Here is a 21,469-nt window from a genome sequence, read left to right as displayed (position 1 = left end):
GGAGGCCCTGCAGCAGCGGGGCCCTACTTTCGAGAAGTGAAGGCCATCAGTATCCGATGTCTGCGGATAGATGGACACTGTTAGAAAGGGCGGCGCCCACGCTTCTAAACAGTCAGGCGACCTCGGAGGCCAGGATTAGGCCAGGAGGGGGGCTCGGTACTTCCCCACCTTCGACCCGTAGCGCCAGATAATCCAAGGCGTTCTGCAGTCCGTTCATCGTGTACGGCTTCTCGATTGCGCCGAGCGCGCCTGCAAAATCGTCCGGGATCCGCTTCAAATTTCCTGAAACAAATATGTAAGGGACGTTTTTCGAAGCAAGGAATTTTCCGACGTCGATCCCTGTCGGGCCATCAAGAAGTTGGATGTCGACGAAAGCGAAGTCAGGCGCAGTCTTTTCAGCAAGTTCGTATGCGGTCGAGCTTGAAGCCGCCTGGCCGATAACATCGTGACCCGCAGCCTCGACCTCAGTTTCAAGTTCGAGCGCCAGCAGCGCCTCGTCTTCCACGATCATCACGCGCAAAATTCTGTTCCTTACTCATTGACCATCAGGGTAACGCTCACTTCTGTGCGCTTGCCATCCGTTTTCCGTTCGATTTCAGCGCCCAGCTGCCTGGCACAGGTCTCCAGCATCAGTCTGCCGAAGTCGTGTTCGCGCTGGTCAAAGACAACGGGGGTGACCGTGTCGACGACCCTTACCAAGAAGTGTCCGTTCAGGCGTCTCACTTCCAGGTGAATTTCGCCGCCGCCATCGCTCAAGCCGCGTCGAACGACATCACCGATCAGCTCGTTCAAGATAAGAGCGAGAGGTGATGCCTTGTCAGCCGGGACGATGACTTCGTGCAGGTCGGTTGTCATCACAATGTCAGATCGCCTAAGCGCGCCGACCACATCAACGATGAGGTCGCCTGCGAACTCTGCAACATCGAAATGGCCGACATCATCGTCATTCAGAAGCTTACGGTGAACAGTGCTCAGCGCTTCGACGCGGCTGAGGACGGAAAACAGGGTCCGCTTTGCTACCTCGTCCTCCGCCATCCGCGCCTGGAGCTTGACGATCGAGGCGATGGTGAGGAGATTGTTTTTGACGCGGTGGTCGACTTCGTGAACGAGCGCGGTCTTTGTTGTCAGCGCGTCCGTCAGGTCCGCTGTGCGCCTTGCGACTTCCTCTTCCGCGATATGCCGAGCCGCCGCTAACTCTGCCTCTTTGCTCTTGATGTTGGTAAAGTCCAACTGAGACGCGAAGAAGTAGATGACTTGCCCATTTTCGTTTCGAACCGGGCTGACGAAGAGAGCATTCCAGAAGGTCGTGCCGTCTCGCCGGTAGTTGAGAATGTCGATCGCAAGATCCCGCTCTTGCGACACCGCTTCCCGAATTTTGGCAACGGCCGCAGGGTCAGTTTGCGGACCCTGTAAGAGGCGGCAGTTGCGCCCAACAAGTTCCTGCGCCGAGTACCCGGTTAACTTCGAGAACGCCCGATTGGAAAAGATGATCGGGTTATCGACCTGGCGTGGATCGGTGATGATCATCGGCATGCGTGTTGCTTTGAAAGCTGCTGCGAACGGATCTCCGGATGCGTGGGCGGCGATTAGCCGGTCGCCTGCGTCTCGTGCGCCGCGAACATCTTTTTCCACAGCCATAAAGTCCGTCGCCCCTCATAAGCGTTGCGAAAAATAATGCTTTAACCGCGGACAGGTTCCGACATCCTGTTAAAATTGACGGTCGTCAGCAATCCGCTCCATTCTCTAGGAAAAACCTGAAAATTCCGTGTTTCGAGATGTTGCGGAGATTAGGCACTGTGCAGTCGCGGGATTACAAATGGTTAGTGGCGCTCACGTCTCGTCTCAAGACCGGCATAACGTATGGCGATAAAGGCCGTCAGGCATGCGACCGAGAACATGTTGAGCCTGAGCAGGATGGCAAGGTCAGGATCGCTCCAAACCCGCAATGGAGGACCGAGAAAATACTGCGAGAATAGAAACACAGCGAAGACAAAGGCCGCCATGCTGCGCTGCCACCACTTCTCCTGGGCAAAAAAGGACAGTGCGGAAAGCATGAAGCAGGCACCAAAAAAAAGCGCCGTCCCCGAACCATGCCCGAACAGTTTTGTCTCGAACAACGTGTCGAGCGTGCCGACGATTGGCAACGCCAACCGCGCCATGAAAGGTGATTGGCGAGCAATGAAAGGGATCGCGAGAAACAGGGGGGCGGCAAGCAAGGTAGCGCATGACGCAGCCACGCCATTGCCGACGAGATACCAGACATAGACGGGATAGAATGGCTTGTTGAATACGATCACCCAGGCGATCGTGACCGTCGCCTGGGTGAGGGGATCGAGTGGCGGTCGTGTCTGTGTCATCGCTCGGCAACCCCTGTCTTTGAATATGCAAACAACGGCCGCACGCGGTTTCAGCAGTGGCGTGCAGCACCGGAATGGCTACGCCGAGAAGGTCTGCGCGGCGTTGATCGACGACACGAACTGACGTGTGCGTTCGTGGACAGGGTTGCGAAAGACCTGTTCGGCGCTGCCGATCTCGACGACCTGCCCCGCCTCGAGAAAGACAACGAGATTGGCAACCTGCGAGGCAAGTCGCAGATCGTGCGTCGCCATCACCATGGTCGTGCCCTCTTTGGCAAGGGTGCCGAGCACGTCGACGACCTCGGCGGAAAGCTCCGGGTCAAGCGCCGAAGTCGGTTCGTCGCACAAAAGAACCTTCGGCGAGGGCGCGAGCGCCCGCGCAATTGCCACACGCTGCTGCTGGCCGCCTGAGAGATTGGCGGGCCAGGCATCGGCCTTGTGTTCCATGCCGACTTTCGTCAGCAATTCCATGGCGCGCGCCCTGGCTTTTTCGCGGGACCATTTCTGGACGACAAGCAGCCCTTCCATGACGTTTTCGATGGCCGTGCGATGTGGGAAAAGCTGGAAGTTCTGAAACACCATTCCCGTCTGGCTGCGCACTTTCTGAATGGATTGCCACGGCGCCTTGCGGCCGGGTGCAAAGTCGACGCTCTCAGCGCCGATGCGCACGCTTCCGGCGGTCGGTTGCTCCAGGAGGTTGATGCAGCGGAGCAAGGTACTCTTGCCGCCGCCCGACGGTCCGACCAGAGCCGAAACGCTGCCCTCCGGAAAGCTGAGAGAGATATCCTTCAGAATGACGGCGTCGCCGAAACGCTTTTCGATATGCGACAGTTCGATCATCGGTTGGCCTCCAGCATGCCGCCGTATCGGGCAAAGCGAAATTCGAGCCGGGACTGCAGGTGAGACAGGATGGAGCTCAAAGCGAGATAGATGATGGCGGCCTCGATATAGAGGATGAGCGGCTCATACGTCGTGGCAACGATACGCTGCGCGGACTGGAAAAGTTCGGGCACCGTGATTGCCGCGGCAAGCGAGGTATCCTTGACCAGCGATATGAACGTGTTTGACAGAGGCGGCACGGATACCCGGCTTGCCTGCGGCAGGATCGTGCGCCGCATCGCCTGGCGCCAGTTCATGCCGGTGGAATAGGCGGCTTCCCACTGACCCTTGGGGACGGAGGAGATGGCTGCACGGATGATTTCCGACGTGTAGGCACCGACATTGAGCGTAAAGCCGATCAGGGCCGCCGTAAAGGCATCAAGCAGAATTCCCACACTCGGCAGGCCGTAGAAGATGACGAAGAGCTGCACAAGGAGTGGTGTACCGCGAATGATCCATACATAGAAGCGAGCGATTGCTGAAACCGGCCACGGCCCGAACAACCGTGCGACCGCGGTGACAAGCCCCAGCGATAGGCCCAGCACAAAGGAAAGGAGTGTCAGCGGGATCGTAAATTTCACGCCGGCCCACAGAAGTGTCGGCAACGAATCGATCATCAATTGAAGCCAGTGCGGCACGGCGAACCTCAAAACATATGACGCCCGGCGATGGTCGCCGAGCGCTCTGATCTCAATACATATGGCGCAGTTTCAAGAACGGAACAGTCCGTTCTTACTTCGAGACGTCCTGACCGAAATACTTGTCAGAAATCGTCTTGTAGGTTCCGTCCGCCTTGATGTCGGCGAGCGCCTTGTTGATGGCTGAAACCAGCTCGTCGTCGCCCTTGCGAACGATGATGCCGGAGAAATCCGCATCCGCCTTTTCGGCAACGATCTTCACGGGAGCCTGAGGCTGCTTCTTCTTGAAATCGAGGAAGGAGAGGCTGTCGTTGATCGTGGCATCGGCGCGGCGGGTCAGAACCAGCTGTATCGACTGGTCAAAGCCGTCGGTGCCGACGAGCTCTGCTCCAGACGCCTCGGCCAGCTTGCCGAAGTTGCTGGTCAGCGACTGTGCCGACTTCTTGCCCTTTAGGCTTTCGAACCCTTTGATCTCCTCATCATTGCTGCGAACGATCAGCACGGCCTTGGACGCGATATAGGGGTCGGAGAAGGCATATTTCTGCTTGCGGGCTTCGGTGATGCCGACCTGATTGATGACGGCATCATAGCGTTTGGCATCGATGCCAGCGATGAGGCCATCCCACTTGCCTTCGATGAATTCTGCCTTCACGCCAAGCTTGTTGGCGACAGCCTCGCCGATCTCGACGTCGAAGCCGGTCAGCTTGTTGGCGCTGTCGTGGAAAGTGAAGGGGGCATAGGTGCCTTCCGTCCCGATCTTGATAACGCCGGCGGCCTTGATCTGGTCGAGGTTTTCGCCAGCGACAGATGGGGTGATGGCAACGGCCTGCAGCATGGCGGCAGCAGCGATGGATTTCAGCCAGTTCATGGTCATTCCTTTCGGGCATCAGGCCTGATGGCCTTTCGATGCGGTGTTATCTAGGAAAACCTGTGCTGTTGGAGGAGAGGATCGAGCAAATAAAACAGGCAAATGAGATTATTTTGCTCATTTTTCTTCGCGCATGACCCGACGCAACCACGACACAGCCTTCGCGCAGGATTTCCGGCAAGACGCCATCGTGCCGCAATCTGCTGTCCCGGAAGACCCGGGCGGAACCCTTGCGTTCTCTAGCTGTTGTTTCGCCGAACAGGAGCAACATCATGCCCGACGAAAAACGCGACGTAACCGGCAATGAGGAGGCACAGGCGGAAGGGAGCCCGCAGGGCGAGCATAGCCCGGAGCGCGAGCAGACGGCGGGCGATTCAAAGCCTCATAGCAGCTCGCCGCAGACGTGGTCGGCCGATCACGGCGGAGGTGTTTCGCCGCCAACCAGCAAGCCGGTGAGTTCAGACGATAAGGCGGATTAGGCGTCTGAACATCTAAAGCCTTCGAACTGTACCAACGCCCTCGCCAACGGATTTTGGCCGGAGGCTGTGATGACCCACGTCTAAGCTCGAATCATTCTTCGTTTAGTAGCAGCTGAATAATAAAACGCCTCTAGCGTGCGCTGCGGTAGCGAGATATTATGCTTTCCGTTAGCGCATGCGCTCGGGTCAGTGCCAACGTAATATTAGAATAATAAAACGATCGATATTGCCATTTTTGTAAATAAGAAAGTCGGGTTCGCGCAATTCTAATGCACGCCAGATTGTTCTCAGTTTTTATTTCCTAAGTACCTTTCCTGTTTTTTGCAGTGCTCACGAGGTTTTCTTGGCTTGAGCAGATATTACAACGATAGGCGGTTTGCGGAAGGGGCAAGGCATCGGGGGCCGGGAGGTCTCGTCGTGTTCATGCTCCTGTTCGCCGCCTTCTCAAGCGCAATCGGCGCAAGCCTTCTCCTGTCCAATGATCACATGCGTCTCAAGCTTTTGTTGCTGCGGCTGGGTTTCCAGCAAAGCAGCGTTGCGAACCTGAGCGTGCCCTTTGTCAATACACAGTCCGCCGCACAGGCAAGCATGGGGGTGTCGGTGGTCTTTGCAAAGAAAGCCCGCCTCTTGAAGGGCCGCGCCCCGATACGTGCTGACGAGCAGTGCGCTACTCTTGCAGCCCTTGCCGAGGTGGAGCCTGTGTTTACCCTCGAAGATGGTGGCGCCAAATGGGAATGCAGCTATCTCGTGACGGGAGCGGATTTGGGACGTCAGTCATCGATATTCGTCCAGATCCGGGGTAGGGAGGCTGCAGGGAACGCGACATTTCGGCTGAAAATAAGCTTCGGACCTTTGTCCGAACGGGAAGCGCTCGCCTATCAGGCGTCCGCAATTGCAGCACGCTTGCTCGATCTCGATGCGTATCTGTCCATTTCGCTCGGAGACGCCTTGGCGCGCGGGCAAGATTTTCGCAGAGAGATTGCGGCGGCAACCATTTCATATAAGCGGGAAATGCTGGATGAAAGTCGATACAATCTCGTTGGAACGTATCCGCTTCCGAAAGCCCCTGCTCAGCAAGTCACAAACTGAGTTGATTTTCGTATCTACTTGATACTTGCCGTGACAGTCGTGTCGTGAGGCGTGCCGATGTGCTCGGCAATCTGGCTGATGCCCTGGATGATGACAGCCCAGAGAGCAATGGAGACACCGAAAGCAAATGACAGATTTCTGAAACGACGCGACATTTTTCCCTCACAAGATGAGGAATATGTACCGCACAATAGTTCGAATACAGTTAGTGTGATCGGTCAAATTGAACCTAACTGTAGCGCCCGCCGATCGACCATGAAAACGCTCGCCGAGAAACTTCGCGCTCAGAAAATCGGCGGGTAACAGACCCTGACGATTTCGATCTGGCGCGGTTCTCGGTAGGTGATCTCAAGCAGTTCGCATTCCTCTGTGACGTAGCTCGAGCGGACAAGATGTGTGTTCGGTTGCGTCTCGTTATACCTCGACCGCTGAATGATGTCCGCCGCGTATGCCGACGCCCCGAGCGAAGCTGCGAGGAGTAATGTCGCAATAGTTAACTTCGAAATTACGTGTAAAGCGGCCATCTCAACCTCTCTAATCACCCGTATTTTGCATCTACATCTAGTATATTTTTCAGATTAAAACGAAAGGCACAAATAACATCACGCCGAATGGATCGTAGCTGTTGGCGAGTGATGTGACCCTAGTCCAGGAGGGCTGCGGCAAGAGCCTGATTGTAGGTCGGAGCGATCACCTTTTCTAATGATCATTTCAGAGCGCTTGCCGTCAGTTTCGGCGCTTACGCAATCTTTCTGTCCGTTCGGAAATTGCAGGCAGATCTTGCCGTTGTCGATCTTGTACCCGATCGTCTTACCCGTTTGGTAAGTATACCCGTTCCCTTTTTTTGCAGCGTTCCCCGAACCTTCGTTCATGCGCCCGGGGATTTCTGTTTGGAAGCAACGCACATCTCGGTATGTGCGTACTGTGCGGGAAGCGACGAAATTATTGCGGCAATGATAGCAAAACTGTGCAGCGCATAATTTGATCGATCTCTCAAGTCGTCGACCGCAGAATATCACGGTTCTCTCGAACGAACCGGAGGGTTTCGCCGCACGTTGCTGCGAATCCACATATCAAATCTAATTTCATATGTAATAATAAAGCAATATTGCTTGTTTTATATTTAACCATTTATTAAGTTCCGGGCTGACTCGTGTTTAGAATCGAGATATGGAGTATTGATAAGACGATCATATATTAACTCTCGTATATTGGATGGTTCCCTTGAGTGCTGTGGAGCTGGTGGTACAACTGGATGCTAGTGAGTACCTCGCCGGTAGTTCGGCGAATGATAATTATAAGCTTACATATAGTGATCAGCCTGCGGCTTGGGAATTTGCGGCCAAGCGCGCAGTCGACGTGCTGATATCCCTGATTGCCCTGGTTACGCTTCTTCCCCTGTTCGTCCTGATATGCGCGATCATCCGTGCCGAGAGCAGAGGGTCACCGCTGTTTTCCCAGATTCGATGGGGGAAGGACGGTCGCAAAATTAAAATCTATAAGTTCAGATCGATGTTTACCGACCGGGGAGATGTGTCTGGCGTCGCACAGACAACTCGGAACGATCCCCGAATTACACGGGTCGGCCAATTCATTCGCAAATCCAATATCGACGAACTGCCGCAACTCATCAACGTGCTCAAAGGGGACATGTCTCTTGTCGGTCCGAGATGCCACGCCGTCGGCATGCTTGCGGCCGGCGTTACCTATGAGGAACTCGTTCCGGATTATCACCAGCGACACAGCATGCGGCCTGGTCTTACCGGGCTGGCGCAAATGCGCGGCCTGCGAGGGCCAACGGATCGTGCTTCGAAAGCCCGGGCTCGCATCGCATGCGATCTCTATTATGTTGCCAATTTCTCGATCTGGCTTGACGTCTACATCATCCTCCAGACCATCAGGATGGAACTGACGAATGGCAAGGGCTTCTAAGCCAACCGTTCTTCGAACCGATCCAATAGCAAACGGCGGCACACTGGTGCCGCCGTCGCTTGTTTGATATTTCGGCGGTTGGGTCTCAATCAACGCTGCCTTGGATCGCCGACGACAGTCCGGGATCTACCGCTCGCCCACCGAGAGACACGCTGCTTGCTAGCAATCCGTTCTGACAAGCCCGTCCGTCGTCCCATCCAGGATGATTGGCGATCGGGTAAAGGCAAATCCCCTCGAACGGGACACCGGACTGCATGGCACGTTTTGCCTGATCCGAGACATAACGGTACCAAGGCCCACGCCGCTCATCCTCGATGCCGGTTTCTGCAATCAAAATCGGCTTGCCATAACGCGCGTAGGTTTCGGCAAGGATCCTGCTCAGCGGCTTGTAGCTGGGATGACCGATGTCGATCGGCGGCCCGCCATGGATCCATTGGTTGTTGAAATAGTAGTTGACGCCAATGATATCGAGAAACCGCTCCTGACCGCCGATCTGCGGCCACATGCGGCCGGCGATGAGGTCCCATCCCTGGAACTGCGACTGCCTGTGACCTTCAGCAACGCCGGACTCGAAAGGTCTCGATTGGTCCGCCACGACATTGATAACCGGATCGCAGTGAACGAAGCGCGCGCGGGGGTCGACCGAGAGGATTTCCTCCATGGCAGCGATTGCGGCCCGGGCGAGCTGAACCTTGAGCTCGAATCCTCGACCACGCGCGAACGGGTTGAGATAGGCGGCATCTCCGCCGCCCCACGAGAAGAATGAGATTTCGTTGACGGGGCAATAGAACGGCACTTCGCTTGTGTTGTCGCGAACCAACCGTGCGCAGGCGCCGGCGAAGGCTGCAAACCGATCGACAAATTGCGGCGACCAGATATCGAGATCGTCAGGCCATCCGTAGTGTAAGAGGTCCCAGATGACCTGCGTGCCGGTTTTCTGCGCGGCTTCGATCATCGGCAATACGCTCGACCAGTCATACGTCCCGGACTTTTCGATCAGATGCCAGCGAAAACCATCGCGGACCGTACGGATTCCAAGTCCTGCAAGCTGACGATAATCCTGCTCCGCAAAGCGATCGTGCTCGATTGCCGCAATCATATCCAGGCGTCGACCGGTTGTTTCGCCGTCAGCGGGACGTAGTCGATGCGTCGAGCATTCGAAACCGCCCATCAGAAACGATTTGAAGATGCCGGTCGGCCCCTGCGGCGATTTCTCCGCAAGGACGTCGCTGAAAAGCTGTGTCCACTGCGGCAACACGGCCTCGATCGAGTAGCTCGCCTCGACCTTGCGCCGCAACGCTTGTCCGAGAGAACGGCGGAAACCTTCGTCGCCCGCAAGTAAGCGGATCTTGTCAGCGACGGCGGCCGGATCGTTATAGGGCACGAAGAGGCCGGAGACCTGGTCGTCGATCTGCTGCTGGGCGCCGTTGTCAGGTGTTGCGATGACGGGCAGGGCGGCGGCACCTGCCTCGGCAATGACATGCGGCATGCCTTCGCCGCGCGACAGCCAGACAAATATATCGAACGCCGACAGAAGCTCGGCCACATCCTTGCGATCGCCTAAAAACGTGACCCTGTCCGCCAAGCCCAGCCGGCGGGTGAGATCCTTCAAGTGATCGGCATAGTCCGGCATGAAAGCATCGGGTCCGCCGACAATGACGAACTGCGCATACGCATTATCTCTGACGACCAGTGCGGCAGCATGGATGAAGTCCTCGACATTCTTTTTCGGATCCAGCCGACCGACCCAGCCGATGACAACCTGCTCATCCCGGAACCCAAGCTTTGACCGCATGACCGAGCGGTTCGCCGAATTGAACTCGGAGAGATCGACCATCGAGGGTATCTCGAGCGCGTGCTGCTCGCGGCCGGGCATTCTTGACGCAGCCGCGTCGCGGATGGAGCGGCAGACGCCGACATACCGGTTCGTGAGGTGCTTCGGGCCAGCTTCCGCCTCCGAAACAAGACCGCCATGCTCGATCAGCGGGGGGCGGAGATGGAGCCGTTCGAGTGCCGGATAGATGTCGGCAACGTTCTGGCTGGAAACGACGATGTCGTATCCAGGAACCTTGCCGGCCAGATAGCCAACCGTGTCCTCGAAGGACAGATCGTAAGGCGACGTATCGACATCGACCCCGAGCGCCCGCAGTTGCTCGTGAGTCTGCTCCGGCATTCCGGGCTTGCGGAAGCAGGCAACGACATCGATCCGGTAGAGATCAGGATCGAGGTTTGCCGCGAGGAGCCGCACTTCGGTCTCCTCGCCGCCGACCACCAACCACGCGAAGACGAACAGAATCCGTACAGGCTGAGGTTCAGGTGTCATTCGCCCACCTTGAAGACAACCTGCAGGAATTCCGGACGGTTTTCGATCAGGTCCGTCAGGAAGGCCGGCGCGTCGTCCATCGGAATGACGTGGGTGATCATCTGCTCGCGGATGATGTCGCCATGCGTCCGGAGAAGATCGACCGATGCGCGGGCGAGCCGGCCGCGGTTCCAGAGCGCACCAAGACCACGCGGAACGCGGTTGATCTGCGCGCAACGGATGTTGAGGCCGTTGTGGTGGAACTCTTCGCCCAACCGCAACTGATCCGCGCCGCCTTGGTAGAAGGCAAGGTCGATCACCGTGCCCTGCGGCCGCAGGGCTTTCAGCGCCGTGTTGAGGCTGCCTGAATACGCACGTGTCTGGAACACCAGATCTGCACCGCGTCCCATCGCGCCATCATGCCAGCGGGCCTTGGCATGCTGCCACGCGTGCTCCTCGGTCATGGCCTGAAGGCCCATCGCTTCCGCTTTTTGACGGCGGAACTCCGATGGGTCGGTCACGATAACTTCGGACGCACCCAGGGATTTCGCAAACAGGGCAGTCATCAGCCCCACTGTTCCGGCGCCGATCACAATAACCGGGCGATCCTTCACGCCTGCACCGAGGAAGGGCACGTGAGCTCCATAGGCTTCGGCATCGGCGTGCAGAATGCCGTTTGCGGCAATCGGTCCCATCTGGGCGACGAGGACGCCGAGCACGGGATCGATGTCGGCTGGTAGCGGCACCAGAAGATCGTGGAACGGGTTGGCCGTGTGGCCCGATTTATGGCCGTAGGCGGATGCGACCACCTCGCCTTGCGCAAAACCGCCTGTGCGCGACTCTGAGACCCTGGCGACTTCCATGTAGCCGAGGAACGGGACCGGATAGTGCAGGTCCGGTTCGTTCTCAATAAACACCCCGCGCTCGCCGTCAAAGCGCGAGCGGAAATAGGGATTGGTGTTTTTGAGGAACGTCAGTTCGGTCCCCGCGGAAAGACCGGTGTAGAGCGTGTCGAGCCGAACCTGGCCATCTCCGGGAGGGCCTTCCTCGTATTCGAAGAAATAGGACCGCCCGGGGGCCTCGACGCCGAGCGAGCGGATGATCCGGTGGCCCGGTGCCAAGCCCGGCGCGGGTGCTTCCGGCCGAGGCTGGGATTGCAAAGGCAGAGGCTCGGGCTGCCGCATCTCTGGCGGCGCGATCGAAACCGGCTTGCCTTCCTGCACAGAGGCAACGACAGCCAGCGCCAGCCGGTGCGTTGCAAGTGCTTCGGAATAGGGGCAGCGGATCCGGTTTTCCCCGCCGCGAACGGCATCGATGAAGTCGCGGTCTTCGCGCCACACGGGGTCGCCGTCTGCGCCACGGACCGGCCGGCCTCGGCCGACATCCACCATGATGTCGCGGTCGGTAAGCTCGATTGCGAGACGGTCTGCGAAGATGTGAAGCCCGACGCGATGGCTCCAGCCGAGAAGGCAGGTGGAGGCAACGTTTGCGACGACGCCGGTTTCGAATGTCAGAGTGGCCGTCGTCACGGTGGGCACGTCGAGGCCGGGAAATTCGGGCCTGTCCGTGTGACCGGCACGTCCGTAAACCTCGGTCACCTCACCAACAAGAAAACGCGCAAGGTCGAGAAGATGGGTCGCCTGCTCCACCATCTGTCCGCCGGACTTGTCCTGCTTCCACCACCACTGCGGCGGAGGCGTGCTATCCAGCCAGTAGCCGGACAGAAGCTGGGCGGGATTGTCCTTTAGGAGATTGCGGGCCTCATCGACGATGTCGAGGTAGCGCCAGTGGTAGCCGACGCCGGTCACGAGACCCTTCGCCGTCACGGCAGCCGAGATCTCTTCGGCCGTCTCGATGTCGAGCGAAACCGGCTTTTCGACGAAGAAAGGAATGCCGCGCTCGATCAGGTCTCGCTCCGGTTCCCCGTGCGCAAACGGCGGCACGCAGACATAGACGGCATCGGGGCGGACGGCGTCCAGCATGTCGCGGTGGTGGGCGAAGGATTTCGCTCCGAAGCGCGCTGCGGCCTGATCGGCGCGGCCGATATCCGGATCCGCGAACCCGACGAGTTCCACATCGTCGAAGCCGGAGATGACATCGAGATGGCGGTGCGCGATACCTCCAACGCCGATAAAGGCGAGGCGTGTCTTCTGCATGGATAGGTCCTTTTGCATGAGATTGGCAGGCTGGGAAATGAACCGGTCGTAGACCGCTCTCGTTTCCCTCGCCATGCGATGTGCGGAAAAGTGATTGTCGAAGCGGACGCGCGCAGCCTCGGCGACATGCGCAAGTCTCTGCCGATCCGAAAGCGCCGCGATGACGACAGAGGCCATTGAAGCGGAACTGCCGGGTGTGGCGAAAAGCGGATGGTCCTCCCCGAGCGCCTCGACGGTGCCGCCGATCCGGGTGGCAACGACCGGGCAGCCGAGCGACATCGCCTCGAGCACCGCAAGCGGCAGGCCTTCGAACAGCGATGGCAGAACGAAGAGGTCGCCAAGAGCGATGATGTTGGCGACATCCGGGCGATGTCCGGTAAATCGAATGCGGTCGGAGATGCCGAGCTCATCCGCCAAAGCCCCGAGCCTCACGCGTTCCTCGCCGGATCCGACCAGAAGAAGGCACAAGGAGGGGTGCGCCTCCAGAATCTGCGGCATGGCCTCGAGGAGGGTCTTGTGATCCTTCTGCGCGGTCAACCGGGCAATGGTCACGAGCACGATCTCGTCACGCACATCGAGGTCCCGACGAAGTGCGTCGCCTGTTGCCGTCTGCTGCGGCACGAAGATACCGTTGCGGATAACTGTCAGTCGGTCGGGCGCAATGTGCCCGCGAAAACTGTCCCGGGAGGCTTCCGAAACCACGACGTGATGGGCGACATCCCGCGTGCGTCGCTGATACTCGTCCTGCTGGTCGCGGTCGGTGAGGAGATAAGGAAGATGCTCCGTGCGAATGACCGGGATACCGGCTCGGTTCGCGGCCTTGACCAGCGCGTGCCCCTCCCATCCGATCCCCGCATGGACATGCAGGAGGTCGACATTGCTGCCGGACAGCCAGTGGGCAAAGTCATCGACGTCATCCGCAAGTTTGATGCCGAGGCCGAGACGGGCAGCGCGCGGGAGCAATCCTGCCCGGTCTTCCGACAATAGCGCAATGAACACATCAGCCTGCCCGCACAGCCCGCGCGCCAAGGCAAGCATATGCTCGCCCATCCCGGATGGGTCCAGGCTATCCGTCGCAAGGACTATCCGCGGCATCCTAGTCACGCTCGGAATGCACCAGAATGTCGTTTTTGCCCAGCAGCGCAGATGGCAATGGAGGATCTACAGCCGTCTGGTCGACAATCGTCGCCATGCTCTTGAACGTGGCATCCCAGGACGAGCGCGCGAGCATCCTGTCAACCGCTTCGAGCCAGGACGTATCGGCGCGGGCAATGGCAAGCGCGGCATCGCATCCGCTGACAAAGCTGTCGGCATCGTCGGCAAAAAACACGCCCGGCGTATCACCGTAGGTACGAACGACGTCTGCAATCTTTGTGCTGACGACCGGTCGCCCTGCCGCCAGATATTCAGGCGTCTTGGTGGGGCTGATGAAACGGGTTGCCTCGTTGAGCGCAAACGGCATCAGCGCCGCATCCCAACCCGCAAGATAGGACGGCAGGTCGGCATAGGACTTGTGCCCGAGGTAGTGAATATTGGCCGCGCGAGGCAGATCGGACGGCGATATCTTGGCGATCGGACCGAGAAACACGAAGGAGTAGTCCGGTCGTGCTGCAGCCGCTGCGCGGATCAGGTCGAGATCGAGGCGTTCGTCGATGACGCCGTAGAAGCCTAACCGCGGGTGAGAGATCTTTGCCTGATCGCTTGGATCGGCAACTGAGTTTCGTGCTGCGCGGAAATGGTGCGAATCGACACTGGATGGGAAGGCATGGATGTTGTCATGCAGATCGCGCTTTGCCTCGTAGAGGCTTACCCCTCCGGTAAAGACCGCGTCCGCGCGCGCCATCAGCGCGTTTTCCATATCCTTCAGTTGAGGCGGCGCAAACTTGAAGTTGGCCAGCTCGTCCATGCAGTCGTAGACAACCGCGGCCGCGTCCACATGCTGCGCGAAAGAATACATCATCGGCGTGTAGAACCAGAGTATCGGCCGCCGACCACCGTGAAGCAGGATGAGATCGTCGAGCAGGCGGCTAAGCGCCCGATCCCGCTCGGCTTCGCTCCACCAATGCGGAACTCTTGGCCGGATCGCCTTGACGGACGTATCGGCGAATGGGTGAATTTCCAGGTAGGCAAGATGATGATCGGTTGGAATGAATTCCTCGAAAAAGAAGACCTGACGATCCTGAGAGAAGCGCTGCATCAGGTGCTGCGGCCGCTGCAGGACGAAGTCCCATCGCAGATGCGAGAAGCAGATGAGCGGCGTGTCGATCGGCAAGGCGTCAGGCGTTTGCGGGAAGGAATTCAGAACGTTCATCAGGCACCTCGAAACAGATGCCGCCAAACAAAGCCTGGGCAGCAAAGTTCCGGACGCTCATCATAATTCTGTTACCTGTCGTTCATCAAATCTCGGAGGCGGCTGATGCTATGCTGCCACGTCCAGTTTTCCAGCACTGTCTCGCGTGGTTTCATCCCGTCGGCGAGCCCGAGCAGATCCCGGATACCGTCGTGAAAGTCCTGCTCCGAAGCCATTCGGCCCGTCTCCGGCATAATGTATTGTAAACCGCACCGAAGCGCGCTGTTGGCGAGGACGGGAATGCCGGCCAGCATATATTCGGTGAGAATGGCAGGTGCTCCGTCGTCGACGCCGCAGACGACGCCGATCCGTGACTGGTTCATCAACCGGTTGACGTCGTCGAAGGGTATTCCCGGCGGCTCAATGAAATCAACATTGATGCCAAGCGCGTGCGCATGGCGCCTCAACTCCGGTACGAGTTCTCCGTAACCGAAGACGCAAAGGGTCCGAAGCGACCGCGGTAGCTTACCCAGCGCTTCGAAGAGCATGTCGTGGCGCTTGTAGGGCTGGGCGGCCGCCACATAGATCACGTGATAGATCTTCGGAAGGTTCAGCGGCCGGAATGTCATCTCGGATGCGAACTCCGGTCCGATCGGCATCACGACTGTGCGCATGTCAGGATGCCGGGCGCGAACAACCTCCGACTGCCACTCCGCTCCCGTGATCACGAGATCGAAATGACGGCTGACCTCGAACGGCACGCGAAGTGCCGGAGCGTCGATGGAGTTGTAGATCTTAAAGCTGTCGCGACAGGCAAGCATGATCTCCTCGCTCACCCCAAGCCCCCAGACACACAGTATGTCGGGGGCGCCGAACGCCTCGATATGCCCGAGCATGTCGTTCGAGGCAAAGGGAGCCTCCGGACCGTTCATCCGGAATGAACGGCGCACCAGCGACGGATTGCCGGAACGCCACTCTGGCGGAGGATCACCGCCGCGCCAATGCGTCCAGATTTCCGCGCAATCGACCAGCCCGTCCTTGAGGGCTGCGAGTGGAAGCCGCTCGATATAGCCGCCGTCGACAACCACGTCGTTCGTATCCGGAATGGACAGGGGAGGAGATCCGCGTGAACCTGATGACCATAGCGTTCCAAAGCTTCGAGGAGACGGGAGGTCTTCGCCGCTCCAGCTTCCATCCTGAAAATCACTGATGACGACAATACGCCGTGGTCTCATACACGTCTCTAATCATTGACACTGAAGAACGGGATGGCGATGTTCGACGTCACAAACTTCCGGAAATGGGAACGGTTCCACTGTCAGGCAACATACAGCCGGACCTTAATTCTGACGTGGAGCGGCGATCGTTGCGTCGTGAAGGAACCTCGAGGCATCAGCCTTGTTGGCGCAGTCTCCAGACTTTCTGGTTCCTGCAAGGATAGATCGGGCATATGGCTTTGAGAGTTGCAATCATCGGATCCGGTCCGACCGGCATCTACACGCTGAAGGGCCTCATCGGGAAGTCTGAACCGCTCGAGATCACCATCTTCGAAAGCGACGCGGAACCCGGCAAGGGAACCCCCTATCGCCCCGATCTCAACGATGCGGCGATGCTCTCCAACATTGCCAGCATCGAGCTGCCGCCAATCTGCGAAACGCTGACCGAGTGGCTTCGCCGTCAGACGGATATGGAGTTGCAGCATCTCGGCGTCGAACGCGATGCCATCAGCGAGCGGGAGTTTTATCCGCGCGTGGTTCTGGGAGAGTTCCTGCACGCGCAGTTCCAGCAGCTGCTGACTGCCGCAACCGCCAACGGCCACGTGATGCACCTCAAGGCGCGGCATCGTGTCGTCGATATCGAGCTGCGCACGGACGATATCCGGTTGAGCGTAAAAGCCTTGGACGACGAACCGGCGGAATTCGGTTTCGATCACGTGGTGATGGCGACTGGCCACGACTGGCCGGAGACCACCGAGGTGCGGCCCGGTTACTTCATGTCGCCGTGGCCGGCACCGCTTCTCAAAACCATACCTCCATGCAATCTCGGCATTCTGGGCACGTCGTTGAGCGGCATCGATGCGCTGATTACCGTCTCTACCGCACATGGCGCCTTCATGCTCGATGGGCAGGGCGATCTTCAGTATGAGCCGCTGCCGGGAACAGAAGCCTATCGCGCGACGATGATGTCGCGCAAAGGGGTGCTGCCCGAAGCCGATTTCTACTGCGAAATCCCGTACCGCCCGCTGACATTCTGTACCGAACAGGCGATCGAAAACGCGATCGCCACGCGGAAGCTCGATCTTCTGGATGCGATCTTCGACCTGTTCAAGCAGGAGCTAGTGGCCTGCGATCCGGATTATGCAGCAAGCATCGGCCTGTCGCTTCTGACCGTTGAGACGATCGCGCCCGCCTATTTCCGCGCTCGGGAAACCAACGACCCGTTTGCCTGGGCTGCTCGCAACCTCGCCGAAGCCGACCTGAACAAGAAGCTGAAGCAGACGGTGGAATGGCGCTATGCCATCCTGCGGATGCATGAGGTGATTGCGAAGGCGATACCGCATCTGGACGCTGATGACCTCACGCGGTTCCACATGCACTTCAAGACCGTCTTCATCGATGACTACGCGACGGTTCCGCATGAATCGATCCGCCGATTGCTCGCTCTCCATCGCACCGGCAAGCTTGAGATCGTAGCGCTCGGAAACAGCAGCGAGATCGACAACAAGAGCGTCGAGCGCGGAGCTGTCGTTCGCACGGAAGGCCGGGAGCTTCGGTTTGGGGCTTTCATCGACGCCACAGGACAGCACGAGCTGTCGGCCCGCGACATTCCGTTCCCGACGCTCGTTGGCCAGGGTGTCGTTCGAAAAGCGGCAACAAAGGCTGCGTTTTCTCTTGATGGCGCCGAGCAGGAGATCGTCCGGACAGGAGGGATCGATCTCGACGACGATTTCCGGCTGGTGTTCGAAGACAATCTCTCGAACAACCTCTACTGCGGTTCGATCGCTTTTCTGCTGCACAAGCTTCCGTTCGTGCAGGGAATCACCAGCGCACGCGATATCGGCGAGGTGATTTCGAAAGCGATCCTGAAATCGAACGCGCCGCCTCTGATCATCGCGCAAGCTTAAGGCGTCAGCCCGTCACGATCTCGACCGGGTCACCCAATGTCAGCTTCCCGGGTATCTCGACATCGCCGTAGATGCCGAAGTTTCGCTTGTTTTGTCGCAACAGCGAGCGAAGCACGTCGGGGTTTTCGGGAAGCCCGGGTTGCGCGATCAGCGTCATTCCGCACCGCTTGGCTTCTTCGCAGATGTGGATGGTCGCTCCTCCCATCTGCATCCGGCTTCCAAGCCATGACTTCTCCTCAAAGCCCTCGGCCGCAGGCGTTCGCAGCACGACGTTGGGGCGAAACCGGCGGCTGTCGATATCGTCGGTTCCGACGATCGTGGACAAGTGTCGAAGTGAGTTGGTCGTCACGAGATGGACCGGGCTCACTTCATAACGGTTGACGGCCGTCTGTGCATCGCCGGTCGCGACATAGGGACGCGTTTCGACCTCGAAGCCGAAATAGAGGGTCAGCTTCGCATCGGTATCTCTCTCTCCGACACGCAGCCACTCCCCATCCGGAAATCCGATTTCAGGCCGGTCTCGACCTGATCTCGAGTGGAGGAAAAGTGCCGGTTTCCAGCGAGCTTCTTTCTCGGGCGCCGCCGGATGGCCGGACTGCGCATCAGCAACGCACCATGAACGATCGCCCTCGATTCCGTCCGTTCCCAGCTCGACGGAGGTCAAACGCTCGCCGCCAAGCGAGCTTACCGGGTAGCGCCAGATCTCTTCGATAGTCCCAAATTGCGGCGGTGCCATTCATACCCTCGTCAATGCGTCTCAAGGGCAGGGAACTGAATTTGCCACAGGTGGTTCCCTCAATGCCTGCGAACGCTTCGACAGGACAAAGGAGAAACAATGGCGAAGATCGTATGCGCAGGTTTTGTCGGAAATGGAAAGATCCTGCTTGTCCGGCGCGCATCGCACCGAAAGTGGTCGGCAAATTTGTGGGATCTGGTCGGCGGTCATGTCGAAAAAGGCGAGGGCCTGGACGAGGCTCTGGTGCGGGAATGCGAGGAAGAGGTGGGGCTCACGCCACTTGCCTTCAACAAGGTCGCGACATTGTACGAGAGCCGTGACGAAAAGCAGAAATCGCCCTTCCACACCTATGCGGTACCGCTCTGGAAAGGTGGACAGGCTTCCCTGCTCGGCACCGAGCATTCCGAATTGGGCTGGTTTGGCCGGGAAGACCTCGAGGCAATGGAACTGGCCATGCCGGAGTACCGCTCTGTCATCCTGCAAATGCTGCAGGACTCGTAGCGCAATTTCGTCCGCTGCAGCGTGATGTACCTCGCAGAGCAGAAACTCTTTCCTAGTCCGGGCATTGCGCCGGGGAACTTCCTCAACCCGCAGACGGTTTGGGCTCAGAAATCGACGTTGGAGGAAAGCTGAATGCTTTGCCTGCCGACCGTATAATATTGACGAGGTGGGCTAATGAAGCAGAATATTGACGACGCCATGCTCGATCGGGGCAAGAGCTCCGAGGCCTACGATATCGAAAACAAAAGACCCTCACCCCAGGGCAATGACGTGCCCGTTTCGACAGCCGGCCGGGCGAAAATCCTCGCGTCGCTGGAGCGGTACCCGCAAAACAACGACCAGGACCAGACCGCCTCGGTCGAAGCCTCCGGTCAACCCCAGTGCTTTCTTCCTGATCTCCAAGGCGAGCGGGTCTGGGGCGTGGCGCTGCAGCTTTACGAACTGAGATCGCGCCGAAACTGGGGGATCGGCGATTTTGACGACCTGTCCACTTTCATTGATCTCGCCGCAGGCTGGGGTGCCGACTTCGTCGGTCTCAATCCGCTCCATGCGCCGTTCATGGCCGCTGCCGAACGGTGCAGTCCTTACGAACCCTCCAACCGGCGTTTTCTCAATCCCCTCTACATTGCTGTCGATCGGATCGACGGCTTCGCAAGCTCGCCTGAGCTGGAGGAAGATATTGCCCGGTTGCAACGAACTGAACTGGTCGACTACGGGAATGTCGCGCGGATCAAGCGCGAGGTGCTCTACAGAATCTGGACGACAGAAAAACGCCGAGAGGACCCCGCGTTTCAGGATTTCTGCAGGGAAGGCGACGCTGAACTGAGGCTGCACGCCCTGTTCGAGGCGATCTCGGAGACCCTTGTCGCATCTGGGGGCAGCGTCGGTTGGAAGGCGTGGCCGCAAGAATATCAGGATCCGCAGTCGGAGACGGTAAAGCTGTTTGCGGAAACGCACGGCGATCGCGTCGATTTCCACCTGTGGCTCCAGTATCTGGCACATGGGCAGCTCACCAAGGCTTCAGCTCGTGCAAAGGCTGCAGGCATGCGCGTCGGCCTCTATCTCGACGTCGCCGTCGGCGAGGCACTGGACGGATCGGCCACCTGGAGCAGCCGTCATGCCTATGTCGAAGGTGCCAGCATCGGCAGTCCGCCAGATCCCATGGCGGTTTATGGTCAGGACTGGCAGCTTGCAGCGTTTCACCCTTCGGCGATCGCTTCGGGAAATCCGTCCCCATTTGAGACCACGATGGAAGGTGTCATGCGCTACGCGGGCGCGGTTCGCATCGACCATGCAGCAGCTCTGCGGCGCCTTTTCCTTGTGCCATCGGGAGAAAGCCCCGAAGAGGGTGCCTATGTCGGCTACCCCCAACAAGCGTTGATCAAGACGCTTGCGGACCTCTCCAACACATATGGCTGCCTCGTCATCGGAGAAGATCTCGGCAATCTGCCGCAAGGGCTGCAGGGAGAATTGGAGGCAGCCAACATTCTCTCCTACAGAATTCTCTCTTACGAGCAGGGAAAGAAGGGCTTCCATCCGCCCGACCAGTATCCGGCGCTGGCATTGGCATGTGTATCAACCCATGACCACCAGACGTTTTCCGGCTGGTGGCGGGCAGCTGACGTCATGATGCGGGAAAAGAACGATCTCGTGCCGGAGGACGCTGCCCGTCAGCAGAAGAGCGAGAGAAAGAGCGAAAGGCGCGACGTGCTTTCCGCATTCCGGGCGGCCGATCTTATCGGGTCGGAAGCGGTCGATCACTCCAGTCGTAGAAATCTGGCGGCGACTGCCCATGCCTTCGTTGCCAGAACGCCATCCCTCCTGATGGCTGTACGGCTCGCCGATCTCACGGACGAAAAGCAGCCCACCAACGTCCCTGGCACGAGCGACAGTTATCCGAACTGGAAACCGAAACTGTCCGTCATGCTGGAAGAGCTCGACGCACTCCCGGAACTGCATGACATCCTGGGTGAGGTTGCGGCCGCGCGGCGAAAATAAAAGCTAGGTCTTGGGAGCAATAGAAGCGCGCCGTCACTCGGTGACGGCGCGCTTCCGATGCGATGATCCTGCGTCCGCTCGTCTGCCGGCTCTAATGTTGGGGCAAAAGGAACAACCGAA

17 protein-coding genes and 1 pseudogene are annotated in these 21,469 nt (G+C 58.5%); 6 read left to right on the top strand and 12 right to left on the bottom strand.

The window, feature by feature from the left end:
• Positions 1-112: 112 nt before the first annotated feature.
• The 6 genes from AC0JZ8_RS23720 to AC0JZ8_RS23695 form a co-directional block, all read right to left on the bottom strand.
• A complete protein-coding gene (locus AC0JZ8_RS23720; RefSeq protein ID WP_471893741.1) occupies positions 113-520 on the bottom strand; it encodes a response regulator in 408 nt (135 codons plus the stop codon).
• An 11-nt stretch (positions 521-531) separates the two neighbouring features.
• Entirely contained in the window at positions 532-1,638 is a 1,107-nt protein-coding gene (locus tag AC0JZ8_RS23715; protein WP_113110107.1) for a PAS domain-containing protein, read from the bottom strand.
• Between the two features lie 182 nt (positions 1,639-1,820).
• Positions 1,821-2,357, bottom strand: coding sequence for a hypothetical protein (locus tag AC0JZ8_RS23710; RefSeq protein WP_471893740.1), 537 nt, complete (start codon positions 2,355-2,357; stop codon positions 1,821-1,823).
• 78 nt (positions 2,358-2,435) lie between these two features.
• Positions 2,436-3,197, bottom strand: a complete 762-nt coding sequence (locus AC0JZ8_RS23705; protein WP_062458743.1) for an amino acid ABC transporter ATP-binding protein — start codon at positions 3,195-3,197, stop codon at positions 2,436-2,438.
• Entirely contained in the window at positions 3,194-3,874 is a 681-nt protein-coding gene (locus AC0JZ8_RS23700) for an amino acid ABC transporter permease (RefSeq protein ID WP_062458746.1), read from the bottom strand. Before AC0JZ8_RS23700 ends, AC0JZ8_RS23705 begins: the two co-directional genes overlap by 4 nt.
• Positions 3,875-3,968: 94 nt before the next feature.
• Positions 3,969-4,742 carry an amino acid ABC transporter substrate-binding protein gene (locus AC0JZ8_RS23695; RefSeq protein ID WP_113110284.1) on the bottom strand — a complete coding sequence of 258 codons (774 nt, stop codon included), beginning with the start codon at positions 4,740-4,742 and terminating at the stop codon, positions 3,969-3,971.
• Between the two features lie 272 nt (positions 4,743-5,014).
• Between AC0JZ8_RS23695 and AC0JZ8_RS23690 the strand changes: the two genes are divergently transcribed.
• Together AC0JZ8_RS23690 and AC0JZ8_RS23685 are read left to right on the top strand one after the other, a co-directional pair.
• Positions 5,015-5,221, top strand: a complete 207-nt coding sequence (locus AC0JZ8_RS23690; protein ID WP_471893739.1) for a hypothetical protein — start codon at positions 5,015-5,017, stop codon at positions 5,219-5,221.
• Between the two features lie 423 nt (positions 5,222-5,644).
• Positions 5,645-6,310 carry a DUF6030 family protein gene (locus AC0JZ8_RS23685; protein WP_471893874.1) on the top strand — a complete coding sequence of 222 codons (666 nt, stop codon included), beginning with the start codon at positions 5,645-5,647 and terminating at the stop codon, positions 6,308-6,310.
• A 14-nt stretch (positions 6,311-6,324) separates the two neighbouring features.
• On the opposite strand, the gene AC0JZ8_RS23680 is transcribed toward AC0JZ8_RS23685, so the two are convergent.
• Positions 6,325-6,465 carry a hypothetical protein gene (locus AC0JZ8_RS23680; RefSeq protein ID WP_156461709.1) on the bottom strand — a complete coding sequence of 47 codons (141 nt, stop codon included), beginning with the start codon at positions 6,463-6,465 and terminating at the stop codon, positions 6,325-6,327.
• Between the two features lie 1,096 nt (positions 6,466-7,561).
• On the opposite strand from AC0JZ8_RS23680, the gene AC0JZ8_RS23675 reads away from it, so the two are divergent.
• Positions 7,562-8,242, top strand: a complete 681-nt coding sequence (locus AC0JZ8_RS23675) for a sugar transferase (protein WP_281401120.1) — start codon at positions 7,562-7,564, stop codon at positions 8,240-8,242.
• 85 nt (positions 8,243-8,327) lie between these two features.
• On the opposite strand, the gene AC0JZ8_RS23670 is transcribed toward AC0JZ8_RS23675, so the two are convergent.
• From AC0JZ8_RS23670 to AC0JZ8_RS23655, 4 genes and pseudogenes are all read right to left on the bottom strand, one after another.
• Positions 8,328-10,565, bottom strand: a complete 2,238-nt coding sequence (locus tag AC0JZ8_RS23670; protein WP_471893738.1) for a glycosyltransferase — start codon at positions 10,563-10,565, stop codon at positions 8,328-8,330.
• A complete protein-coding gene (locus tag AC0JZ8_RS23665; protein WP_471893737.1) occupies positions 10,562-13,750 on the bottom strand; it encodes a glycosyltransferase in 3,189 nt (1,062 codons plus the stop codon). The genes AC0JZ8_RS23670 and AC0JZ8_RS23665 overlap by 4 nt, the downstream gene beginning before the upstream one ends.
• 97 nt (positions 13,751-13,847) lie before the next feature.
• Positions 13,848-15,011: pseudogene (locus AC0JZ8_RS23660) on the bottom strand (glycosyltransferase family 1 protein); the annotation flags it as partial.
• Positions 15,012-15,082: 71 nt separating this feature from the next.
• On the bottom strand, positions 15,083-16,225 hold the full coding sequence (locus AC0JZ8_RS23655) for a glycosyltransferase family 4 protein (RefSeq protein ID WP_471893736.1): 1,143 nt from the start codon (positions 16,223-16,225) through the stop codon (positions 15,083-15,085).
• Positions 16,226-16,440: 215 nt separating this feature from the next.
• Here AC0JZ8_RS23655 and AC0JZ8_RS23650 point away from each other — a divergent pair, with 215 nt between their 5' ends.
• Complete coding sequence (locus AC0JZ8_RS23650; RefSeq protein WP_471893735.1) at positions 16,441-18,114, top strand: FAD/NAD(P)-binding protein; 1,674 nt, start codon at positions 16,441-16,443, stop codon at positions 18,112-18,114.
• Positions 18,115-18,118: 4 nt separating this feature from the next.
• On the opposite strand, the gene AC0JZ8_RS23645 is transcribed toward AC0JZ8_RS23650, so the two are convergent.
• Positions 18,119-18,850: an MOSC domain-containing protein gene (locus AC0JZ8_RS23645; protein ID WP_471893734.1), complete on the bottom strand. Its 732-nt coding sequence runs from the start codon at positions 18,848-18,850 to the stop codon at positions 18,119-18,121.
• Positions 18,851-18,949: 99 nt separating this feature from the next.
• On the opposite strand from AC0JZ8_RS23645, the gene AC0JZ8_RS23640 reads away from it, so the two are divergent.
• Together AC0JZ8_RS23640 and malQ are read left to right on the top strand one after the other, a co-directional pair.
• Positions 18,950-19,351, top strand: coding sequence for an NUDIX hydrolase (locus AC0JZ8_RS23640; protein WP_062458772.1), 402 nt, complete (start codon positions 18,950-18,952; stop codon positions 19,349-19,351).
• A gap of 174 nt (positions 19,352-19,525) precedes the next feature.
• The gene (gene malQ / locus AC0JZ8_RS23635; RefSeq protein WP_471893733.1) at positions 19,526-21,349 is read left to right on the top strand and encodes a 4-alpha-glucanotransferase; all 1,824 of its coding nucleotides are present in this window, start codon (positions 19,526-19,528) and stop codon (positions 21,347-21,349) included.
• Positions 21,350-21,469 lie beyond the last annotated feature (120 nt).

It is taken from the genome of Velazquezella soli (genome assembly GCF_977018685.1).
Note: the sequence above shows the minus strand (reverse complement) of the source record. Positions and strands in the feature narration are given on the sequence as shown.

Coding starts and splice junctions, on each gene's coding strand:
- AC0JZ8_RS23715 (WP_113110107.1), bottom strand. CDS start 1,638: ATGGCTGTGGAAAAAGATGTTCGCGGCGCACGAGACGCAGGCGACCGG.
- AC0JZ8_RS23710 (WP_471893740.1), bottom strand. CDS start 2,357: ATGACACAGACACGACCGCCACTCGATCCCCTCACCCAGGCGACGGTC.
- AC0JZ8_RS23705 (WP_062458743.1), bottom strand. CDS start 3,197: ATGATCGAACTGTCGCATATCGAAAAGCGTTTCGGCGACGCCGTCATT.
- AC0JZ8_RS23695 (WP_113110284.1), bottom strand. CDS start 4,742: ATGAACTGGCTGAAATCCATCGCTGCTGCCGCCATGCTGCAGGCCGTT.
- AC0JZ8_RS23690 (WP_471893739.1), top strand. CDS start 5,015: ATGCCCGACGAAAAACGCGACGTAACCGGCAATGAGGAGGCACAGGCG.
- AC0JZ8_RS23685 (WP_471893874.1), top strand. CDS start 5,645: ATGCTCCTGTTCGCCGCCTTCTCAAGCGCAATCGGCGCAAGCCTTCTC.
- AC0JZ8_RS23680 (WP_156461709.1), bottom strand. CDS start 6,465: ATGTCGCGTCGTTTCAGAAATCTGTCATTTGCTTTCGGTGTCTCCATT.
- AC0JZ8_RS23670 (WP_471893738.1), bottom strand. CDS start 10,565: ATGACACCTGAACCTCAGCCTGTACGGATTCTGTTCGTCTTCGCGTGG.
- AC0JZ8_RS23665 (WP_471893737.1), bottom strand. CDS start 13,750: ATGGGCGAGCATATGCTTGCCTTGGCGCGCGGGCTGTGCGGGCAGGCT.
- AC0JZ8_RS23655 (WP_471893736.1), bottom strand. CDS start 16,225: ATGAGACCACGGCGTATTGTCGTCATCAGTGATTTTCAGGATGGAAGC.
- AC0JZ8_RS23650 (WP_471893735.1), top strand. CDS start 16,441: ATGGCTTTGAGAGTTGCAATCATCGGATCCGGTCCGACCGGCATCTAC.
- AC0JZ8_RS23645 (WP_471893734.1), bottom strand. CDS start 18,850: ATGGCACCGCCGCAATTTGGGACTATCGAAGAGATCTGGCGCTACCCG.
- AC0JZ8_RS23640 (WP_062458772.1), top strand. CDS start 18,950: ATGGCGAAGATCGTATGCGCAGGTTTTGTCGGAAATGGAAAGATCCTG.
- malQ (WP_471893733.1), top strand. CDS start 19,526: ATGAAGCAGAATATTGACGACGCCATGCTCGATCGGGGCAAGAGCTCC.